Genomic DNA, 18,729 nt, shown 5'->3' on the forward strand with positions numbered 1-18,729 from the left:
CGGGGCTCCTCAAGGACGTGGGCGAGCGTGTAGCATCGGCCACATCCATGGAACTCAACGAAATCCTCCAGATTGCGCTCCGCGGCGGTGCCTCCGACATCCACCTCAAGGCGGGCCTGCCGCCCATGTTCCGTGTCGACGGCTCGTTGATGCCCCTCAAGGACGGCAAGCGCCTGCCGCCCGAGGAGGTCGCGCGCATGGCCTTCGGCATCATGAACGAGTTCCAGAAGGAGAAGTTCAAGCAGAGCAACGAGGTGGACCTGGCGTACGGAGTTCCGGGCCTCGGGCGCTTCCGCGTGAACGTCTTCCAGCAGCGCGGCACCGTGGGCGCCGTGTTGCGCGTCATCCCCTTCAAGGTGATGACCATCAAGGATCTGCTCCTGCCGCCCATCCTGGAGAAGATCTGCCTGGAGGAGCGCGGGCTGATTCTCGTCACCGGCACCACGGGCTCGGGCAAGAGCACCACGCTCGCGGGGATGATCGATCACATCAACGCGACCGAGACGAACCACATCATGACGATCGAGGATCCGATCGAGTTCCTCATCCGCGACAAGCGCTCCATCGTGAACCAGCGCGAGGTGGGCGTGGACACCATGTCCTTCGCCCAGGCGCTCAAGAGCGCGCTGCGCCAGGATCCGGACGTCATCCTCGTGGGCGAGATGCGTGACCACGAGACGATTGAAACGGCGCTCTCGGCGGCGGAGACGGGCCACCTGGTGATGTCCACGCTGCACACGCTGGACGCCACGGAGACCATCAACCGCATCGTGTCGGCCTTCCCGCCCTACCAGCAGAAGCAGGTGCGCATCCAGCTCGCGAGCGTGCTCAAGGCGGTGGTGAGCCAGCGTCTGGTGCCACGCGCGGACGGCAAGGGCCGCGTGGCCGCGGTGGAGGTGCTGCGCTGCACCGCGCGCGTGAAGGAGATGATCGAGGACAAGGACCGCACCAAGGAGATCTCCGACGCCATCTCCCAGGGCACGGACAGCTACGGGATGCAGACCTTCGATCAGTCGCTCATGTCGCTGGTGAAGCAGGGGCTCGTCACCTACGAGGAGGCCCACCGCCAGGCGACCAACCCGGATGACTTCGCGCTGCGCTTCTCCGGCATCAGCGCCACCTCGGACTCGAAGTGGGACAACTTCGAGGGCGGCGGCGCGCGTGCGGTGCCGGGCACGGCGGGCTTCGGCCAGAACACCCAACCGGCTCCGGCTCCGGCCGCCACGCCATCCCGGGCCACGCCCGCCTCGCGCGCGGGAGTTCCCGCCGTCCAGGGCACCCCGCAGCGCGCGTCGGCTCCCTCCGCGGCCTCCCGGACGTCGATTCCCACCGTCCAGGGCACGCCCGCCCGGCCCGCTCCGGCGCCCGCGCCCGCGCCCGCTCCCGCGGCCCCGGCGGCGGACGACGACTTCCAGATCGAGCGCTTCTGACGCGCCGCCGGGGACGGGGGGCCGGCGTGTGCGTCAGGCCTCCTCGTCGCCGAGCTGGGCCCGGAGCCGGGACAGGCGCTGGGGGCCGACGAGCCCCTCGCGCGCGAGCACCTGCAGGAACTCCACGATGGCGCGCAGGCCCGCTTCCATCTCGGCCTCGGGCTTGCCCTCGATCTCCGCCTCGTAGAGCGCCTCGATGTGCTCGGGGTTGATGGGGGTGGGGCCCTCGTCCCACGCTCCGTTGATGAGCGCCCGGGCCATGCGCGCCCGGACGTCGCGCTCCGCCTCGTCACGCGCCGAGCGCTCGAAGCCGATGATGAGCGCATCCACCTGCTCCCGGGTGAGCGCGGCCAGGGCGGGCACCTCGCCGAGCGTCTCCTGGACGTAGGTGCTGTCGAACAGCTCCACCTCCTGCTCGTAGCCGAAGGCTTCCTCCATGAGGATGGAGGCGAGGAAGGCGTCCGTCTCGGTGTCGTTCGCGCCCTCGGCCTTGAGGGACTCGCGAGCCCGGGCGGTGGCGGCGGAGAGGGCGGGGTCCTCGGCGATGGCGCGCGTGGCGGCATAGGCGGCGAGGAAGACGACGGCGGCCTCGGCATCCGAGGACAGGTGGCGCCGGCCCGAGGTGCCCAGCAGCGTGGCGCGTTGCTCGGGGTGGTCGGCGGCGGTCAGGGCGAACAGCCGCTCCTCGGGTCCGAGCGGGGCGCCGTCCTTCTCTTTCTGGAGCGTCTCGCGGGCGGCTTCGGGGCTGAGGTAGCGGGCGATGAGGGGGTGCATGCCGCGCCTGTTAGCACATGCTAGAGAAGCATCGATGGACTCCGAGGACGCCACGGACGCGGAAGTCGGACGCGCGACGGACGCCTGCCTGCGGCTGCTCAAGGCGCGCGCGCGCAGTCGGCAGGAGCTGCTCGCGGCGCTCGAGCGCAAGGGGTACGCCGAGGCGGTGCGTGAGCGGGCGCTCGCCCGGGTGGAGGGCTGGGGTTATCTGAATGACGAGCGCTTCGCCCGGGACCAGGCCGAGCGGCTGCTGGGTGGGGGAAGGTACGGCCCCGAGGAAGTGCGGCGGCGGCTGGAGGCCCACGGCGTGAGCCCGGAGGCGGCGAGCACGGCGGTGGCCACGGCCCGCGGAACGCTGGAGTTCGACGCGGAACACGCCGCGCGCCAGGTGCTGGAGAAGCGGGGGCTCGCGGGCCGGGAGCTGGATGCCCGGGAGAAGGCCCGGGCGGGCCGCCTCCTGTTCAGCCGGGGTTTCTCCGAGGACATCATCCAGCGGCTGCTCGGTGACGCGATGCTGGAACCTTCGGGGCCGGACGACTAGCTTGTCCCCCTCCATGCGTCTTTTTCGAGCCGTCTGTCTGTCCGCCGTCCTGAGCACCGTCCCGGGTTGCGCCGCCCTCTCCACCGGCCAGGTGGGAGAGCCCGACTACGCCGCGGTCGCCGAGTCCAACCTCCGCCTGGGCGACGAGTCCCTCGAGCGCAAGGACTTCCTCCAGGCCGAGAAGTACTACGAGCATGTGCGCACCAAGTTCCCCTACCTCGAGGTGGCCAACGAGGCGGAGCTGAGGCTGGCGGATCTCGACTTCGCCCAGGAGCGCTACGCCGAGGCGCGCGAGAAGTTCCAGACCTTCATCAAGCTGCATCCCACCCACCCCAAGGTGGACTACGCCGCGTACCGCACGGCGCGCACCCACTTCGAGGACGCTCCCTCGGAGTTCTTCCTCGTGCCTCCGGGGGCGGAGAAGGATCAGACCGAGGTCCAGGCGGCGTTCTCCTCGCTCAGCGCGTTCATCCGCCAGTTTCCGAACTCGCAGTACGTGGCGCCGGCGAAGGAGGCGCTCGACACGACGCGCCTGCGGCTGGCCCGGCACGAGCTGTACGTGGCGTCCTTCTACGCGCGGCGCGAGCGGTGGAACGCGGTGGTGCAGCGGTTGGAGACCTTGCTGAAGAACTACCCGGGCACGCCGCTGGATGAGCGGGCCCTGTTCGATCTGCACGCGGCCTATGTGCGGCTGACGAATGCCGCCGAGGCCCAGCGCACCCTGCAGCGGGTCATCGAGATGCTCCCGGGGACGCCCGCCGCCGAGCGCGCCCGGAGGATGCTGGGCTCGTGAGGAGCACGGAGGACTGGAGCCGGGCGGGCGGAGTGATCATCGCCCTGCTGGCCGCGGGGGTCTCGGCCCTGGTGTTGATGCCGCGCATGCTGGGGCTGGCGACCGGGCCGGAGGTGGAGGTCATCACCTGGCTCAAGCGCACCGAGAGTGACGGCCTGACGCTGCGCGTGCCCGGGGTGGCCGAGCCCCTCCACAGCCAGGTGCACCACTTCGCGCGCATCACGGTGGACGTGGCGCCGGGAGGCGAGCGCGCCGTGGCCTGGGCAACGCTGGACTTCAAGGGACGGCTGGGTCGCACCGAGGTCAGCTCGCTGGGCGTGGAGCGGGTGCCCTTCGTGCGCCGCTCGCGGGAGTGGGTGCCGGAGAACCTGGCCGCGCCCCGGCTCGCGGCGGTGGTGGGCGTGTTGGAGGCGCGGCGCAGGGCCCTGGAAGCGGGCGAGCCCGAGGCGCTGCGCTCCCTGCTCGTGCCCGGTGCTCCGGTGGACGTGGGGGGAGGGGAGGAGTTGGAGCGCGTTCTGAGCCTGAGCAAGCGCCGCTACCGGGTGGAGGCCTGGTACGTGCGACTGGAGCGCGACGACGCGCTGGCCAGCGAGCTGTGGCGCCTGGAGGGCGACCTTCCCTCCCAGCCCGTGGATGACAAGGGGCAGCGCCAGCTCTCTTTGATTCGGCGTGAGGAGGAATTCTTTTTTTCGCCCGGTCTCATGTAGGCTAGGCGCCGTTTCTCACCGGGCTCTCGGGATTGGGCGGGTGGCTGGACGGGAGAGGGCCATGGCAGCACTACTCACCATCGAGGTCGCAGCTCCGTGAGCACTCCGACTCCGGGAAAGACGTACGCGCTCAAGTTCATCTCCGGCAAGTACCAGGGTGGCGAGTTCCCGCTGAAGGCCGGGAAGCAGATCGTCATCGGCCGCTCCAGCGAGCTGGACATGGTGCTCGTCGAGGACATGGTGTCGCGCAAGCACGCGCGCATCACGGTGAACGGCGCGGGGCAGATCTCCATCGAGGACCTGGGCTCGACCAACGGCACGTTCGTCAATGGCGAGAAGGTGAAGCAGTCGACGCTCAAGGAGGGGGACCGCATCCTCATCGGCACCTCCATCCTCAAGCTCATCCACCAGGGCGTGGGCGCGAGCGAGGTCGACGACGCCGTGGCCAAGCAGCGGCTCGAGGAGGTCGCGGTGCAGGCGGCGCGCACCTCGACGAAGGCCTCGTCCATGACGGGGAAGATCGAGGAGATTCCGCTGCCCGACCTGCTCCAGCTCTTCCACACGTCGAAGAAGAACGGCGTGCTGGTGGTGGGCAGCCAGCAGCAGGGGAAGATCTACCTGCGCCAGGGCCGCGTGTACTACGCCGTCATCGACGAGAACCACAACCTGGGTCCGCAGAAGAGCTTCAACCGCATCATCACCTGGGAGCAGGGCGACTTCGAACTGCGGCCGGCGGACCCGCAGGAGTTCATGGTGGAGATGGACTCGTCCACCGAGGCGCTGCTGATGGACGCGCTGCGGCAGTTGGACGAGTACAAGCGCATCCAGAAGGATCTGCCCGCCATGGGGGCCCGGCTGACCCTGGCCGCGCCCATGACGGCGCCCTTGCGCGAGCTGACGCCGGAGCTCTTGGACGTGCTGCAACTGGTGCACAACCACGGCTCGCTCGCCGAGGTGCTCAACCACGCGCAGCAGGACGACGTGGTGGCGGCCGAGACGGTGTTGCAACTCATCAAGCGCGAGTACGTGCGCGCGAGCTGACGGGAGTCCGTGTGTCCGAGGAGCAGAAGCCGCGCCGGTTGACGGAGCTGTCCCACTGCGCGGGGTGCGCGGCCAAGCTGCCGGCGGCGGACCTGTCGCGGGTGCTGGGCAAGTTGAAGCCCACGAAGGATTCGAAGGCGCTGGTGGGCTTCAACACCCACGACGATGCGGCCGTGTACCGGATGGCGCCGGGCCTGGCGCTCGTGAGCACGGTGGACTTCTTCCCCCCGGTGGTGGACGACCCGTACGACTTCGGGGCCATCGCCGCGGCGAACGCCCTGTCGGACATCTACGCCATGGGGGGCAAGCCCCTGTTCGCCCTCAACCTGGTGGGCTTTCCCGAGGACAGGCCCCTGGAGGAGCTGTCGCGCATCCTCGCGGGCGGCCAGGCCAAGGCGGACGAGGCGGGCATCCCCATCCTGGGCGGGCACTCCATCAAGGATCCCGAGCCCAAGTACGGCCTCGCGGTGACGGGCAGCGTGCACCCGAAGAAGGTGTTGACCAACGCCGGGGCGAAGCCCGGGGACGTGCTGCTGCTCACCAAGCCCCTGGGCACGGGCATCGCCACCACGGCGATCAAGCGGGGGCTGGCCTCCGCGGAGCTCACCCAGCGCGTGGTGGCGCAGATGTCCACGCTCAACCGCAAGCCGGGCGAGGTGTTCGCCTCGGGCAAGTTCAAGGTGAATGCCCTCACGGACGTGACGGGCTTCGGCCTCCTGGGCCACCTCCTGGAGATGATGACGGGCGCCAAGACCCGGGGCTTCCTGGACCTGGAGCGCATCCCCATCCTCGCGGAGGTGCCCGCGCTGGCGCAGCAGGGCGTGGTGCCCGGGGGCACGAAGTCCAACCTCGCCCACGTGGGCAAGAAGGTGCGCTTCCCCAAGGGCTTGCCCCAGGACATCCAGTGGGTGCTCGCCGACGCGCAGACCAACGGCGGCCTGCTGGCCTCGGTTCCCGCGCGGGACGCGGCCAAGGCCTTCCGGGCGCTGGAGCGGGCGGGAGTGGACGTGGCCCTCATCGGAGAGGTGGGCGAGGGCCGCCCCGGCATCGAGGTCGTCGGCTAGGAGCGAGCAAGCAGGAGTCCGGGGGCGGATTCGCCGCGGTGCGCCGACTCGGGTAGCATCCCGCGCCGGCATGACGTCCCGTCTCCGCGTCCTCGTCCCTTGCCTCGCGTTCCTCCTCGCTCCCGTGGCCTCGCTCGCGGCCGAGCGTCCCACGCGCATCGTGGTGGATCCGGGCCACGGGGGCGCCCAGGACGGGGCGACCAGTCCCTCGGGCGTGCTCGAGAAGGACATCGCCCTGCAGATCGCCCAGCGCGTGCGCGAGCACCTGGAGAAGGAGCTCGGCGCGCAGGTGTTGATGACGCGCGACGAGGACGTGTCGCTGCCCCTGCTCGAGCGGGTGGAGTTCGCCAACAAGCAGCGGCCGGACCTCTTCCTGTCCATCCACTGTAATGCCATGCCCACCAAGCGCACCCGCGCGCGCGTGCAGGGGCTGGAGACGTACTTCCTCTCGGCCAGCGCCTCCAACGCCACCGCGCGCGCGGCCGCGGACCGGGAGAACGCCGAGGCCCCCTCGACACGCGCCTCGCGGGGGGACTCCACGCTCGCCTTCATCCTGGATGATCTCGCGCGCACCGAGACGCACCAGGACTCCTCGCGCCTGGCCTACGCCATCCACCCGAAGCTCATCGCGGCCTCGGGGGGCTCGGACCGGGGCGTGTTGCAGGCGCCCTTCTACGTCCTCAATGGCGTGGAGGCGCCCGCCGTCCTCATCGAGGTGGGCTACCTGTCGCACCCCGAGGAGGGCGGCCGCCTGGCGCGCGCCGACTACCAGGAGAAGCTCGCCATCGCCATCACCGGGGGGGTGAAGGCCTTCCTCGCCGAGGTGCGCAAGCGCGACGCTCCCCGCTCCCCCGCGGTGGCCGCTCCCGCCACGCCCTGAACCGGGGCGGCCGTTCCTCCCGGACAAGCGGGCCGGGCGTCTGCTAGAGAGCGGCGCCGTCCCCCCGTTGCGAGGAGTCTCCCCATGCGGTCCTTCAACCGAGGCGCGTTGGACTTGCGCCCCGTCACCCTCACCCCTGGCATCACCCTGCACGCCGAGGGCTCGACCCAGGTGGAGTTCGGCCACACGCGCGTGCTCGTCACGTGCTCGGTGGAGGACCGGGTGCCGCCGCACCTGATGGGCAAGGGCTCCGGCTGGGTGACGGCCGAGTACGGCATGCTGCCGCGCTCCACGCACACCCGCAGCCCGCGCGAGGCAGCCAAGGGCAAGCAGACCGGACGCACGCTGGAGATCCAGCGGCTCATCGGCCGCGCCCTGCGTGCCGCGGTGGACCTGCCGGGCCTGGGCGTGCGCACCTTCACCCTGGACTGCGACGTGCTCCAGGCGGACGGTGGCACCCGCACCGCCGCCATCACCGGCGCCTACGTGGCCCTGGCGCTCGCCCTGCGCAAGCTGCACAAGAGTGGGGTGATGAAGACCATGCCCAAGCTCTTGCCCCTGGCCGCGGTGTCCGTGGGCGTGGTCAACGGCGAGGTGCGCGTGGACCTGGACTACGAGGAGGACTCCTCGGCCGACGTGGACCTGAACCTGGTGGCCACCGGGGACGGCCGCATCGTCGAGGTGCAGGGCACCGCCGAGCACAAGATGTTCGACCGCAAGACGCTGGACGTCATGCTGGACGCGGGACTGGCCGCCATCCGCCAGCTCACCGAGGCGCAGGCGAAGGTCCTGGGAGTCTGAGCGCATGAAGCCCCGTCTGCTCTTCGCCACCACCAATCAGGGCAAGCTGCGCGAGCTGCGCGGCCTCGTGGGAGACGCCGTGGAGGTGGTCTCCCTCGAGGATCTGCCCCCCATCCCCGAGCCCGTGGAGGATGGCGCCACGTTCGAGGAGAACGCCCGGAAGAAGGCCCGTGCCTACGCGGAGGCCAGCGGGCTGCCCGTCCTGGCGGATGACTCGGGGCTGTGCGTGGACGCCCTGGGCGGCCGCCCCGGGGTGCACTCGGCGCGCTATGCCGAGGGGGATGATCGCGCGCGCTACGAGAAGCTGCTCGTGGAGCTGTCGGGAGTTCCCGACGAGCGGCGCACCGCGGCCTTCGTCTGCGCGCTGTGCCTGGCGCTTCCCGGCTCGGAGACGACCTTCGTGGAGGTGGGCCGCTGCGAGGGCCGGATCGGCCACGCGCCGCGAGGCTCGCACGGCTTCGGGTATGATCCGGTCTTCGAGCTGCCGGGGGGGCGGGCCCTGGCGGAGCTGACGTCGGAGGAGAAGGCCTCGGTGTCACACCGGGGCGCGGCCTTCTCGAAGATGAAGTCCCGCCTGCTGGCACTGGCTGGAGGCGGAATCGTCGGAAGGTGAGCAGGCGTCAGGAACGTTCTCCTTGCGCGTCTGGTGCGGATGCAGCAAGAATGGCCGCCTTTATCGGGGCGTAGCGCAGCCTGGTAGCGCACCTGCCTTGGGCGCAGGGGGTCGGAGGTTCGAATCCTCTCGCCCCGATATCGTTGGGAAACACGGCCTGAGTGCCAGTAGCTCAGCTGGATAGAGCATCGGCCTTCTAAGCCGAGGGTCGTGGGTTCGAGTCCCGCCTGGCGCGAGTCCATTGAGGGGCTGGAGTCGTGGGGACGCTCCCCGTCGATTCCAGCCCCTTGTTTTTCAGGCCCGGGGCGGCGCTTCACAGCATGTCGCGCAACTGCCTGGCGAGTTCGCGGACATGCGGCTCGGCCATCATTGAATAGTGGTCGCCCGGAACGCGGCGCAGCTCCAGCTCCGAGGGGACCACCGTGTTCCAGCCGCCCAGGGGGGGACGGTTGCTCGCCGGCTCGTCCGGCCGGAAGAGCACCACTCGATCCACGGGAAGCGTTTGAGGCACATAGTGCCGCAGTGCCTGCTCGTGGGCCCGGAAGGTCCGTAGCAAGGCGTCCAGCATCTCCCTGCCCACGTCGGGTGGCAGCAAGCCCAGGCCGTGCGCTCGTTCCAGCAGCAGCGCGCGTCGCTCCTCGAGGTCGCGTCGTGCCAGCTCCTCGGGGGAGAAAAGCGGGTGGGGGTGCCCGATGGCGCGTGCCATGTCGTGCGCGAACAGCTCGAGCAGCGCCAGCTCGTCCAGGGGCGCGTTCGCCTCTTGTGGCTCGAGCATCGGGGACCAGCTGTCCAGCAGTGCCAGCAACTCGACCCTGGCGCCGCTTCGCGTGAGCTGCCGGGCCATCTCGAAGGCCACCACGCCGCCCATGGACCAGCCGGCGAGCCGGTAGGGCCCTTCGGGCTGCACCTGCCGCACCGCCTGGAGGTAGTCGGCGGCCATGGCTTCCAGAGAAGGGTAGACCGGACGGGTGCCATCGAGGCTCGGCGCCTCCAGGCCGTAGACGGGTTGGTCCACGTCCAGATGGCGCACGAGCGTGCCATAGCCCAGGACGCTCCCCCCGATGGGGTGGACACAGAAGAGCGGTGGCCGGGACCCCTCGGTCCGGAGGGGGACGAGGGGGGAGTTGCCGTCGCGGCCGATGCGCTCCTGGCGCAGCAGCGTGGCGAGCTGTTCGATGGTGGGATGGGTGAAGAGGGACGCCACCGGGAGGCGGCGGCCCAGCTGGCGTTCGATTCGCGTCATCAATCCCAGCGCGAGCAGTGAGTGGCCGCCGAGCTCGAAGAAATTCTGGGTGACTCCCACGTTGGGGACATGCAGCGCCTCCCGCCAGAGCTCCGAGAGCATCAGCTCCAGCCGATCTCTCGGGGGGACGACGGGCCCGGTGACGGGAACTTCGGGTGCGGGGAGCGCGCGCCGGTCCACCTTGCCGTTCGGGGTGAGCGGCAGCGTGGGCAGCGGCACGAAGGCGGAGGGCACCATGTAGTCGGGCAATTGCCGGTGCAGGTATTGCCGCAGGTTTTCTCGATTGGACGGGGCTTCATGCGCGGCCGTGGCGACGTAGGCCACCAACCGCTTGTCTCCGGGCGGCTCCTCCCGGACGAGCACCACGGCATCCCGCACTTCCGGATGACGGCGCAGCACGGCTTCCACCTCACCGGGTTCGATGCGAAAGCCGCGCAACTTCACCTGGAAGTCGATGCGGCCCAGGTATTCCAAGGTCCCATCGGCCCGCCAGCGCACGCGATCTCCCGTCCGATACAGGCGACCCGGTCCCCAGGGATTTCCCAGGAACCGCGCCGCCGTCAGCTCCGGCCGGTTCCAATACCCGCGACCGACGCCTTCTCCTCCAATCCAGAGCTCGCCCGCCACCCCCATGGGCACGAGCTCCCCGGCCGTGTCCACCACGTAGGCCGTCGTGTTGGCGATGGGTCGCCCGATGGAAACGCTCTCTCCCACCTGCTCGGGGCGCTCCATCCGGTGGCAGCACGCGAACGTCGTCGTCTCCGTTGGCCCATAGCCATTGATGAGCCGCCGTCCCCCCCGCTCCAGGAAACGCCGCACGTGCCACGGCGACAGCACGTCTCCTCCCGCGAGTACCTGTCGGACGCGTGCCAGTCCGTCCACGTCTTCCTGGACGAATTGATGGAAGAGGCCCGCGGTCAGCCAGAGCGTCGTCACCCCGTGTTGCTCCAGGAGCTCGCTGAGCCGCCGCAACGAGCCCTCCTTCGGTGGCGGCAACACCAGTCTTCCTCCGTTCAGCAGACATCCCCAGATCTCGAAGGTCGACGCATCGAATGAACTCGGCGCGAGCTGGAGGAACACCTCGTCAGGACCCAGGTGGACGTAATTCGCACCGCGCACGAGACGATTCACGTTTCGATGCTCGATCGCGACTCCCTTTGGCTCGCCCGTCGAACCGGACGTGTACATCACGTAGACGAGATTCTCCGCGCGCGCGCCGCTCACGGGGTTGGCCGTGGCGGATGACTCCCCGAGCCAGGAGCCAGGCTCCAACACTTCTCCCAGACGCTCCGCCACGGGGCGGTGCGCCCGCGACGCCACCACCACCTGGAGGCCCACGTCCCGCGTCATGAAGGAGAGCCGTTCGGCTGGAAGGCGCGGATCCAACGGGACATAGGCACCACCCGCCTTCAGGATGCCAAGCATCGCCACGAGCATCTCCGGCGAGCGCTCGACGCACAGCCCGACGCGAGACTCGGGCGCCACTCCCCGCTCGCGCAGCGCATGCGCCACGCGGTTGGCTCGGAGGTTCAGCTCGCGATAGGTGAGTGATTCTCCCTCGGCCTCGACCGCGATGGCCTCTGGATGGAGCTCCGCCTGCTCCTCGAACAACTCGTGGACACAGCGCTCGCGCGGAAAATCGGAGGCCGTCCGGTTCCACTCCTCGAGCAGTTGCCTGCGCTCGCCCTCGCCGAGCAGCCTCAGCTCGCGGCACCGGGCTCCGCCCCCTGTCTTGCGAAGACCTTCCAGGAGCGTGGCGTAGCAGCGGCCCATGCGCTCCACCGTGGCGGCGTCGAACAGTTCGGTGCTGTACTCGAACATCGCCTCCAGGCCGTCCGCTCTCTCCCTCACCTGCAGCATGAGGTCGAACTTCGCCGTGCCGCCGTGCACCTCGCGGGGTGTCGCCGTCAACCCCTCGAGCCGGACCCCCTCCGTCCATGCGTTCTGTACGGTGAACATCACCTGGAAGAGCGGCGTGAGCCCTGGCTCCCTGCGCGGTGCCAGCCGTTCGACGAGCATGTCGAAGGGCACGTCTTGATTCGCATAGGCGTTGAGCGTCGTCTCCGTGACCCGTGCCAGGAACTGCGCGAAGGACGGGTTGCCGCTCGAGTCGGCACGAAGGACGAGCGTGTTGACGAAGAACCCGATCAACCCCTCCAGCTCGCGCCGCATCCGGCCCGCGATGGGGGTCCCCACGGCGATGTCCTCCTGCCCCGTCAGACGCGAGAGCAACAGCTGGAACGCCGCGAGCAGCACCATGAACAGCGTGGCCCCTTCCCGGTGGGCCAGCTCCCTCAGTCCCGTGGCGATCTCCAGCGGAATCCATACGACGTGCTCGGCCCCTTTGTGGCTGGGCTTCGCGGGTCTGGGACGATCCAGGGGAAGCCGCAGGGCCGGGGGCATGTCGGCGAGCTGCTTCCTCCAATAGGCGAGCTGCTCTTCCAGGAGGGGTCCCGAGAGCATCTGCCGTTGCCACAGGGCATGGTCGGCGTACTGGATGGGGAGCTCCGGTAACGTCGGCGGCCCTCCTCGCCGGAGTCCCTCGTAGTTCGTGGCGAACTCGCTCATCATCACGCCCGTGGACCACCCATCACTGATGATGTGATGCATGGTGACGAGCAGGAGGTGCTCGGCGTCCGAGCATTTGACGAGCGTCGTTCGGAGCAGGGGGCCGCGTTCGAGCTCGAACGGCCGGCTGGCTTCCTCTTGTTCCAGCCGCCGTGCCTCCGTGTCGCGCGTGTGCGCTGGCCGTCCCGAGAGATCGATCACCGGCATCGACCACCGCATGGGGGCATGGATGCGCTGGAAGGGCTCTCCGTCCCGTTGCTCGAACGTGGTGCGCAGGACTTCATGCCGGTGGACGATGAGCTCGAACGAGCGCCGCAGGATCTCGGTGTCCAGTGCTCCTTCCAGCCGCAGCGCGAAGGGCATGTTGTAGGCGGCGCTGTTCGGCTCGAGCCTGTCCATGAACCACAGCCGCCGTTGCGCATACGACACGGGGATGGGCTGGGAGCGTGGGCTGCGTGGAATGGCCATGGCCAGTGGCGTCTGCTTCACGGCGACCTCGAGGTGGGCGTGAACTCGAGCCGCGTGAGCTCGAGCGCGGGGTCCGCTTGGATGTCTGCCTCCTCGAAAAGCACGGGACGCAAGTGCTTGTCTCGGAAGAGGAGCGTCTGGTCGGAGAAACGCGGGGAGAGGGGATCGGTTGTCTGGGAGTAGGTGAGGAGCGCGGAGGCGCGGGGGCCCGCCTCGGTGAACTCCATGACCATGAGGAAGCTCGAGCCATTGTTGACGGGATACCCTTCCGTCGTGAGTCCCGTGCTCGCCGAGAGCACCTGTTGACGCTCCGTGCGCGGCAACAAGGTTGAATTCGCGCTGGTATACCCGACGACGTTGGCGACCCCTTCGAGATCTCCCAGGCCTCCATGAATCGGGATCACCCGCTCGCCCTTGCGCGTGAATTGCACGTCGCCCAACCGCGCGTCCACGCGAATGCCGGCGCGCGTGAGCTGGACGACGGCCGCCCCGAGCTTCTCGAGGAGGGGATCCGGGCCCGAGGCGGGGGCTGGAGCGAGTCCGGACGGTGTCGACAACGGCTGGTCGGGCGCGAAGGGCTGCGCGAAGAGTGCTCCCTTGTCCACGAGCTCCTGCCGGCTGAATTGGCCGAGGAACTCGCGCCAGACAACAGCTCCCGTGCGATCGAGCTCCATTCGGCCATCCCATGCCGCGAGCGCCTGGCACGCGTCCGCGATGCGCACGGGCTCTCCCTGGAGGTCCACCGTGTCCACCCCCTGGCAGCGGCTCACGACCGGGGCGAGGAGCTGCTCCGCCAGCCAGGCGCGATTGCTCAGGATGGCGTGCTCGAGCTCGGACCGCGTGAATCGGCCATCGGCGCCGGCCGGGGAGGCTTTGCCTTGCTCGGTGAGAAGGGTGAGGTTCATGTGGGCCCGGGGACTGAGCCGCCCCTGCGCCGTGGCATAGACCTCGTAGGGAAAGGGAATGTTCCGCAGCGGCTCGGCTGGGTTGGAGTAGATCGGCGAGTCGTTCGCGTTCATCACGAAGTCCGTGCGGACCAGATGCGGCGCATTCTCCACCGGCATCAATCCCCGGGTCGTGTCCTCCAGCCCCACCCACTCGTCGCGTGACGTGCTTCCGTCAAGCAAGAGGATGTGCTGAGCCTCGAAGAACCGGGTATCCGCGTCCCGCTCGAGTGAAAGACGGTAGGCCGCGATGGTCTCGGCGCTCAGCTGAGGCACCCGGGACGCGTCTTCATACCGGGTCCGTCCATCCGCGCTCGCCGCGAGGGTGTTGACCCAGGGGATACCACGCACCTCGGCCTGCGCGGCGGAGAGCTCGTCGAGCCCGCCGGCCTCGTTCATTCTCAGCCATTGCTCCGCGAAGTAATGATTGCCTTCATTGGCGTCGCGGATGGTGTAGGCGAGCCTGCTGGTCCACTCCGCGCCGGGGCCGTTGAGCATGGGGCCATGGTGGCTGCGCCAGAACGTGCGCTTGACCTGGCGGAAGGTTCCGTCGGCCTCGCGCACGCGGATGGTGTGCTCCTCCCGCGTCATCTTCCGCGTCCGGCCGTCATATTCGTAGGAGGTGGGATCCCCCTCCGGCAACGTCAGCCTGTACACCACGAAATGGCTCGAGGAGGTCACCGTGTGGGTCCATGCGACGTCGCGGTTGAACCCGATGTTGATCACCGGCATCCCGAGAAGGGAGCCGCCATACACATCCAGTTTTCCTGGAAGGGTGAGATGGCTTTCGTAGAAGCGGAGCGCACCCTCCCACGGGAAATGCGGGTTGGCGACCAGCATGCCTCCGCCCCCGGATGTCCGCTCACGACCGAGCGCCCAGCCGTTGCTCCCCAGCTCGAAGTCACGCGGCCTGGGCAGGGGAGGCCCTCCTGGCGGAAGGCTCGAGACCGCCACGCTCGCCAGGGGCGGCTGGGCATTCGCGACGTAGCCCAGGAGCGGCGCGAGGCTGTCGAGAAGCGAGAGGTCGAGGTGGTACGCGAGGAGATCTACCCCCCGAATGGGCTTCACCCAGCTGGCGCCGGTGCAGGGCGCCGGCAGGTTTTCCGCCGGTGTGTTTTCAAGATAGTGGTTGTACCCATCGGCGAACCCTTCCACCAGCTCCTTCATCGCGGGCGACTGCTGATCATACGCGGCCTGGGCGCGTGCCAGCAGTCCCAGCCCCAGGTAGGTGAGATCGCTGTCGATGTTGGCCTCGCCCGCTCCGGGACCGAAATAGCTGGCACGCTCGCCGCGAACCTTGAGGATCTGATCGGCGAGCGTGCACACCGCGTCCTGCGCCTGGGCGTAACCGAGCCCGGCTCCCACTCCCCGATAATCCTCCGCCGTGATGTGGGGAATTCCGTACGAGGTTCGTCGAATCGTGGCCTTGATCCCCGCGGGCTGCTCGTCACCGCCTTCGCAGGCGGAGAGCATGGCCAGTCCGAGGACAACGAGGAAATGGAAGCAAGGAGAACGCATGGTCATCCGGTGGGAGTGCTCGTGGAGCCGTTACTTCTCGAGGAACTCCGACAGGGTACGGATCGTCGGGTGTTTGAACAGGTCGGTGATGGCGATGTTCTTCCCGACAACATCTCGCAGGCGGTTGAACACGCGGATGATGGAGAGGGAGTCTCCGCCGACCTTGAAGAAGTTGTCGTCGAGGCTGGCCGCCTGCACCCCGATGGTCTCCTTCCAGAGAGTGGCGATGGTGCGTTGCAGGTCGCTCCAATCGGAGGTGGCGGTGTTCGCGTTCTCCTCGCGGGGCTCTTCCTGCGCGGGCAAGGCCTTGCGATCCACCTTGCCGTTGGGCAGCCGCGGGAGCTGCTCGAGGAGCACGAACGCGGACGGGACGGAGAATCCAGGGAGGTGCTCGAGGGCGAAGTCCCGCAGCTCGGAGGCGGACGCGTTGCGCGCGCGGTCGACCGCGAGGTACGCCACCAACCGTTTGTTGCCCTGGCCGTCGTCGCGGGTGATGACCACGGCTTCCAGGACGGCGGGGTGCTGCTGCAACAACGCCTCGATTTCGCCGGGTTCGATGCGGTAGCCGCGAATCTTGACCTGCTCGTCGATGCGACCCATGAACTCGATCAGGCCGTCTGGCGAGTAGCGTGCCAGGTCACCCGTCTTGTAGAGCCGATCACCCATCCGCCCGCTGAACGGATTGGGAATGAAGCGGGCCTCCGTGAGCTCGCGGCGGTGGAGATACCCGTGGGTGACACCCTCTCCGCCCACGTGGAGCTCGCCGGGCACGCCCACGGGAACGGGTTGCTGGTGGGCGTCGAGGATGTAGATGCGCGTGTTGGCGATGGGGCGGCCAATGGACACGTTCGCCCGCGGCGGTTTCGCATCCAGCTTGTGGACCGTGCTCCAGACGGTGGCTTCGGTGGGCCCATACTCATTGTAGAGCGTGGCGCTCCCGGCCACCTCGAGATGGCGCTCGACCAGCTGGGCCGGGCAGGGCTCTCCCGCCACGATGACCGTCCTCAGGGAGGACAGGTCGTGGGGTTGTGCGTTCTGCATGACCAGGGAATAGACGGAGGGAATGCACAACAGGTGGGACACCTGGCGTGTGGAGATCACCTCGTGGAGCTTGGAGAGATCGGGAGCACCCTCGCCCTCGGGGAGGATGAGGCGGCCTCCTTGCGTCAACGTCCAGTAGATGCCCGCGACGGAGCTGTCGAACGCGAAGGACGACAGCAGCAGGAAGCTGGTGACGGGCTCGCGGTAGTACGCCCACCGCGCGCTGGTGGAGTGCACGAGGTTGCGGTGGCTCACGCGCACACCCTTGGGCGTGCCGGTGGACCCGGAGGTGTAGATGACGTACGCGAGGTCCCCAGGGCCCGCGAGCGGCGCGGGGTTGGTGGGGCTCCGCCGGGAGATGTCACTCCAATCGGCATCCAGGCGGACAACCTTCTCGTCGTCCAGGGAAAACCGTGAGCGCAACTGGCTGTGCGTCAGCAGGACGGCGACGTTCGAATCCTCGAGCATGTAGCTCAACCGCTGAGCCGGGTACGAGGGATCCATCGGCACGTACGTTCCGCCGGCCTTCATCACGCCCAGCATCGCGACCACCATGTCGACGGAGCGCTGGAGGCACACCCCCACCAGGGCACCCGGACCGACGCCCCGTTCGCGCAGGAGGTGGGCGACCTGGTTGGCTCGCTGATTCACCTCACGGTAGCCGAGCCGCTGCTCGCCCTGCTCGAGCGCGATGGCTTCCGGCGTGCGCTCGGCCTGGGCCTCGAAGATGTGCTGGATGCAGGTGTCCCGGGGGAAGTGGGCGTCCGTCTGGTTCCACTCCACGAGGAGCTGCTGTTTCTCGGGCTCCGTCAGCAGGGGAAGCTCGGAGATGGGCTTCTCGGGCGCCTGGACGATGGCCCTCAGCAGGGTCTCCAGATGCCCACTCATCCGCCGGATGGTCGCGGCGTCGAACAAGTCGCTGTTGTACTCCCAGTGTCCCGTCAGACCCCTCGGCGTTTCCTCCATGGACAAGGTCAGATCGTACTTGGCGGTGACACTGCCCAGCTGCAAGGACGAGAGCGTGAGTCCTGGCAGGGCGAACGCGTGCTCGGGCGTGTTCTGCAGGATGAACATCACCTGGAAGAGCGGGTTGTAGCTCAGCGACCGCTCGGGTTGGAGCGCCTCCACCACGTGATCGAAGGGAATCTCCTGATGCTCGTAGGCGGTGAGCGCCGTGTCGCGCACCCGCTCGAGCACCTGGTTGAAACTCGGGTTGTCGTGCAGCCGCCCACGCATCACCAGCGTGTTCACGAAGAACCCGATGAGCTGCTCGAGTTCTGGCTGCTCGCGGTTGGCGACCACCGTTCCCACGGGGATGTCGGTCTGGTTCGTGTAGCGGTGGATCAGGGTCTGGAACCCCGCGAGCAACGTCATGAACAGGCTCGTGTTCGCCTTGCGGCTCAGGGCGGCGAGGGCGTCGCTGAGCTGCTTGTCCAGCTTGAAGTACTCGGTCGCGCCGGCGAACGTCTCGGTCTCGGGACGCGGCTGGGCGAACGGCAACTGCAAGAGAGGCGGCATGTCGCTCAACTGCCGCACCCAATAGTCGAGCTGCCGCTTGAGGACATCGTCTCGCAGCCACTGCTTCTGCCACAGGGCATAGTCCGCGTACTGGATCGGCAACGCGTCGAGAGAAGAGGGACTCCCCTGGCTGAAGGCCTTGTAGAGCTCCGCGAGTTCTCTCTGGAAGACACCGATCGACCAGCCGTCCAGGACGATGTGATGCGCCGTCACCATGAGCACGCTTCGCTGCTCACCGAGCAGGAACAGGGTGGTCCGCAGCAGGGGCCCCTGGGTGAGATCGAAGGGCTTTCGGGCTTCCTCTTCCGTCAGGCGTTGGAGCTCGGCGGAGCGCATGTGCTCCGACAGCCCGCTCAGGTTCACGACCTGCAGCGTCGTGGCGTGCGAGGGGGAGATGACCTGAACGGGCTTGCCCTCGACGGTCGAGAACGTCGTCCGGAGGGCCTCGTGGCGGTTCATGATCTCCTGGATGCTCCGCTCCAGCACCCGCACATCGAGCGAGCCCTCCATGCGCAATGCCGACACCTCGTTGTACGCGGGGCTGCCGGGCCGCAACTGGCTGAACAGCCACAACCGGCTCTGCGCGAGCGACAACGGCACGGGATCGAGCCCCGTCGCGCGGTGGACGATGGGCGGCTTCTGCGCCTTGAGCGCCTCTTCCTTCAGGGCTTTGAGCACCATCGCTCGCTGGGCGGGAGAGAGGCTGCTGAGCAGATCTTGGTTGTCTCTTTTGGTGGTCATGGACTTGTTCGCTCGTTGAGGTTCGAAGTGGATTCAGGCCGTCT

General features: G+C 68.4%; 13 protein-coding genes and 2 tRNA genes. 11 read left to right on the forward strand and 4 right to left on the reverse strand.

The annotated features are described in order from the left end of the window. The first annotated feature begins 47 nt into the window (after positions 1-47). The gene (locus tag D187_RS29800) at positions 48-1,430 is read left to right on the forward strand and encodes a type IV pilus twitching motility protein PilT (RefSeq protein ID WP_002624900.1); all 1,383 of its coding nucleotides are present in this window, start codon (positions 48-50) and stop codon (positions 1,428-1,430) included. Positions 1,431-1,463: 33 nt separating this feature from the next. Here D187_RS29800 and D187_RS29805 read toward each other — a convergent pair whose 3' ends face one another. After that, positions 1,464-2,204 (reverse strand): hypothetical protein, encoded by a 741-nt coding sequence (locus tag D187_RS29805; RefSeq protein ID WP_002624899.1) that lies wholly within the window; start codon positions 2,202-2,204, stop codon positions 1,464-1,466. Between the two features lie 34 nt (positions 2,205-2,238). Here D187_RS29805 and D187_RS29810 point away from each other — a divergent pair, with 34 nt between their 5' ends. The 10 genes from D187_RS29810 (at position 2,239) to D187_RS29855 (ending at position 8,879) form a co-directional block, all read left to right on the forward strand. Beyond that, positions 2,239-2,745, forward strand: coding sequence for a regulatory protein RecX (locus D187_RS29810; protein ID WP_002624898.1), 507 nt, complete (start codon positions 2,239-2,241; stop codon positions 2,743-2,745). Positions 2,746-2,758: 13 nt separating this feature from the next. Continuing rightward, a complete protein-coding gene (locus D187_RS29815; RefSeq protein ID WP_043432093.1) occupies positions 2,759-3,538 on the forward strand; it encodes an outer membrane protein assembly factor BamD in 780 nt (259 codons plus the stop codon). Beyond that, positions 3,535-4,245, forward strand: coding sequence for a hypothetical protein (locus D187_RS29820; protein ID WP_002624896.1), 711 nt, complete (start codon positions 3,535-3,537; stop codon positions 4,243-4,245). Before D187_RS29815 ends, D187_RS29820 begins: the two co-directional genes overlap by 4 nt. A gap of 96 nt (positions 4,246-4,341) precedes the next feature. Then, entirely contained in the window at positions 4,342-5,286 is a 945-nt protein-coding gene (locus D187_RS29825; RefSeq protein WP_002624895.1) for an FHA domain-containing protein, read from the forward strand. Positions 5,287-5,297: 11 nt separating this feature from the next. Beyond that, positions 5,298-6,350, forward strand: coding sequence for a selenide, water dikinase SelD (gene selD / locus D187_RS29830; protein ID WP_002624894.1), 1,053 nt, complete (start codon positions 5,298-5,300; stop codon positions 6,348-6,350). 70 nt (positions 6,351-6,420) lie between these two features. After that, positions 6,421-7,230: an N-acetylmuramoyl-L-alanine amidase family protein gene (locus D187_RS29835; protein WP_002624893.1), complete on the forward strand. Its 810-nt coding sequence runs from the start codon at positions 6,421-6,423 to the stop codon at positions 7,228-7,230. An 84-nt stretch (positions 7,231-7,314) separates the two neighbouring features. Continuing rightward, positions 7,315-8,031 (forward strand): ribonuclease PH, encoded by a 717-nt coding sequence (rph, locus tag D187_RS29840; protein ID WP_002624892.1) that lies wholly within the window; start codon positions 7,315-7,317, stop codon positions 8,029-8,031. Positions 8,032-8,035: 4 nt separating this feature from the next. Then, positions 8,036-8,644, forward strand: a complete 609-nt coding sequence (gene rdgB, locus D187_RS29845) for an RdgB/HAM1 family non-canonical purine NTP pyrophosphatase (RefSeq protein WP_002624891.1) — start codon at positions 8,036-8,038, stop codon at positions 8,642-8,644. Between the two features lie 64 nt (positions 8,645-8,708). Next, positions 8,709-8,782 (forward strand) — tRNA-Pro (locus tag D187_RS29850). A gap of 23 nt (positions 8,783-8,805) precedes the next feature. Continuing rightward, positions 8,806-8,879 (forward strand) — tRNA-Arg (locus D187_RS29855). A 78-nt stretch (positions 8,880-8,957) separates the two neighbouring features. Here the strand turns inward: D187_RS29855 and D187_RS29860 are convergent. From D187_RS29860 to D187_RS29870, 3 genes are read right to left on the reverse strand one after another with little or no spacing between them, the layout of a single operon-like run. Further along, complete coding sequence (locus D187_RS29860) at positions 8,958-12,944, reverse strand: non-ribosomal peptide synthetase (RefSeq protein ID WP_002624890.1); 3,987 nt, start codon at positions 12,942-12,944, stop codon at positions 8,958-8,960. Further along, complete coding sequence (locus D187_RS29865; RefSeq protein ID WP_155893679.1) at positions 12,941-15,385, reverse strand: penicillin acylase family protein; 2,445 nt, start codon at positions 15,383-15,385, stop codon at positions 12,941-12,943. Before D187_RS29865 ends, D187_RS29860 begins: the two co-directional genes overlap by 4 nt. Before the next feature lie 30 nt (positions 15,386-15,415). Then, positions 15,416-18,685, reverse strand: coding sequence for a non-ribosomal peptide synthetase (locus D187_RS29870; protein ID WP_002624888.1), 3,270 nt, complete (start codon positions 18,683-18,685; stop codon positions 15,416-15,418). Positions 18,686-18,729: the final 44 nt, after the last annotated feature.

It is taken from the genome of Cystobacter fuscus DSM 2262, from assembly GCF_000335475.2.
In the GTDB taxonomy this organism is placed as follows: Bacteria; Myxococcota; Myxococcia; order Myxococcales; family Myxococcaceae; genus Cystobacter; species Cystobacter fuscus.

Bases quoted from the DNA above. Each gene is read 5' to 3' on its own strand.
- rph (WP_002624892.1), top strand. From the start codon at position 7,315: ATGCGGTCCTTCAACCGAGGCGCGTTGGACTTGCGCCCCGTCACCCTC.
- D187_RS29815 (WP_043432093.1), top strand. From the start codon at position 2,759: ATGCGTCTTTTTCGAGCCGTCTGTCTGTCCGCCGTCCTGAGCACCGTC.
- D187_RS29800 (WP_002624900.1), top strand. From the start codon at position 48: ATGGAACTCAACGAAATCCTCCAGATTGCGCTCCGCGGCGGTGCCTCC.
- D187_RS29865 (WP_155893679.1), bottom strand. From the start codon at position 15,385: ATGCGTTCTCCTTGCTTCCATTTCCTCGTTGTCCTCGGACTGGCCATG.
- D187_RS29835 (WP_002624893.1), top strand. From the start codon at position 6,421: ATGACGTCCCGTCTCCGCGTCCTCGTCCCTTGCCTCGCGTTCCTCCTC.
- rdgB (WP_002624891.1), top strand. From the start codon at position 8,036: ATGAAGCCCCGTCTGCTCTTCGCCACCACCAATCAGGGCAAGCTGCGC.
- D187_RS29810 (WP_002624898.1), top strand. From the start codon at position 2,239: ATGGACTCCGAGGACGCCACGGACGCGGAAGTCGGACGCGCGACGGAC.
- D187_RS29805 (WP_002624899.1), bottom strand. From the start codon at position 2,204: ATGCACCCCCTCATCGCCCGCTACCTCAGCCCCGAAGCCGCCCGCGAG.
- D187_RS29870 (WP_002624888.1), bottom strand. From the start codon at position 18,685: ATGACCACCAAAAGAGACAACCAAGATCTGCTCAGCAGCCTCTCTCCC.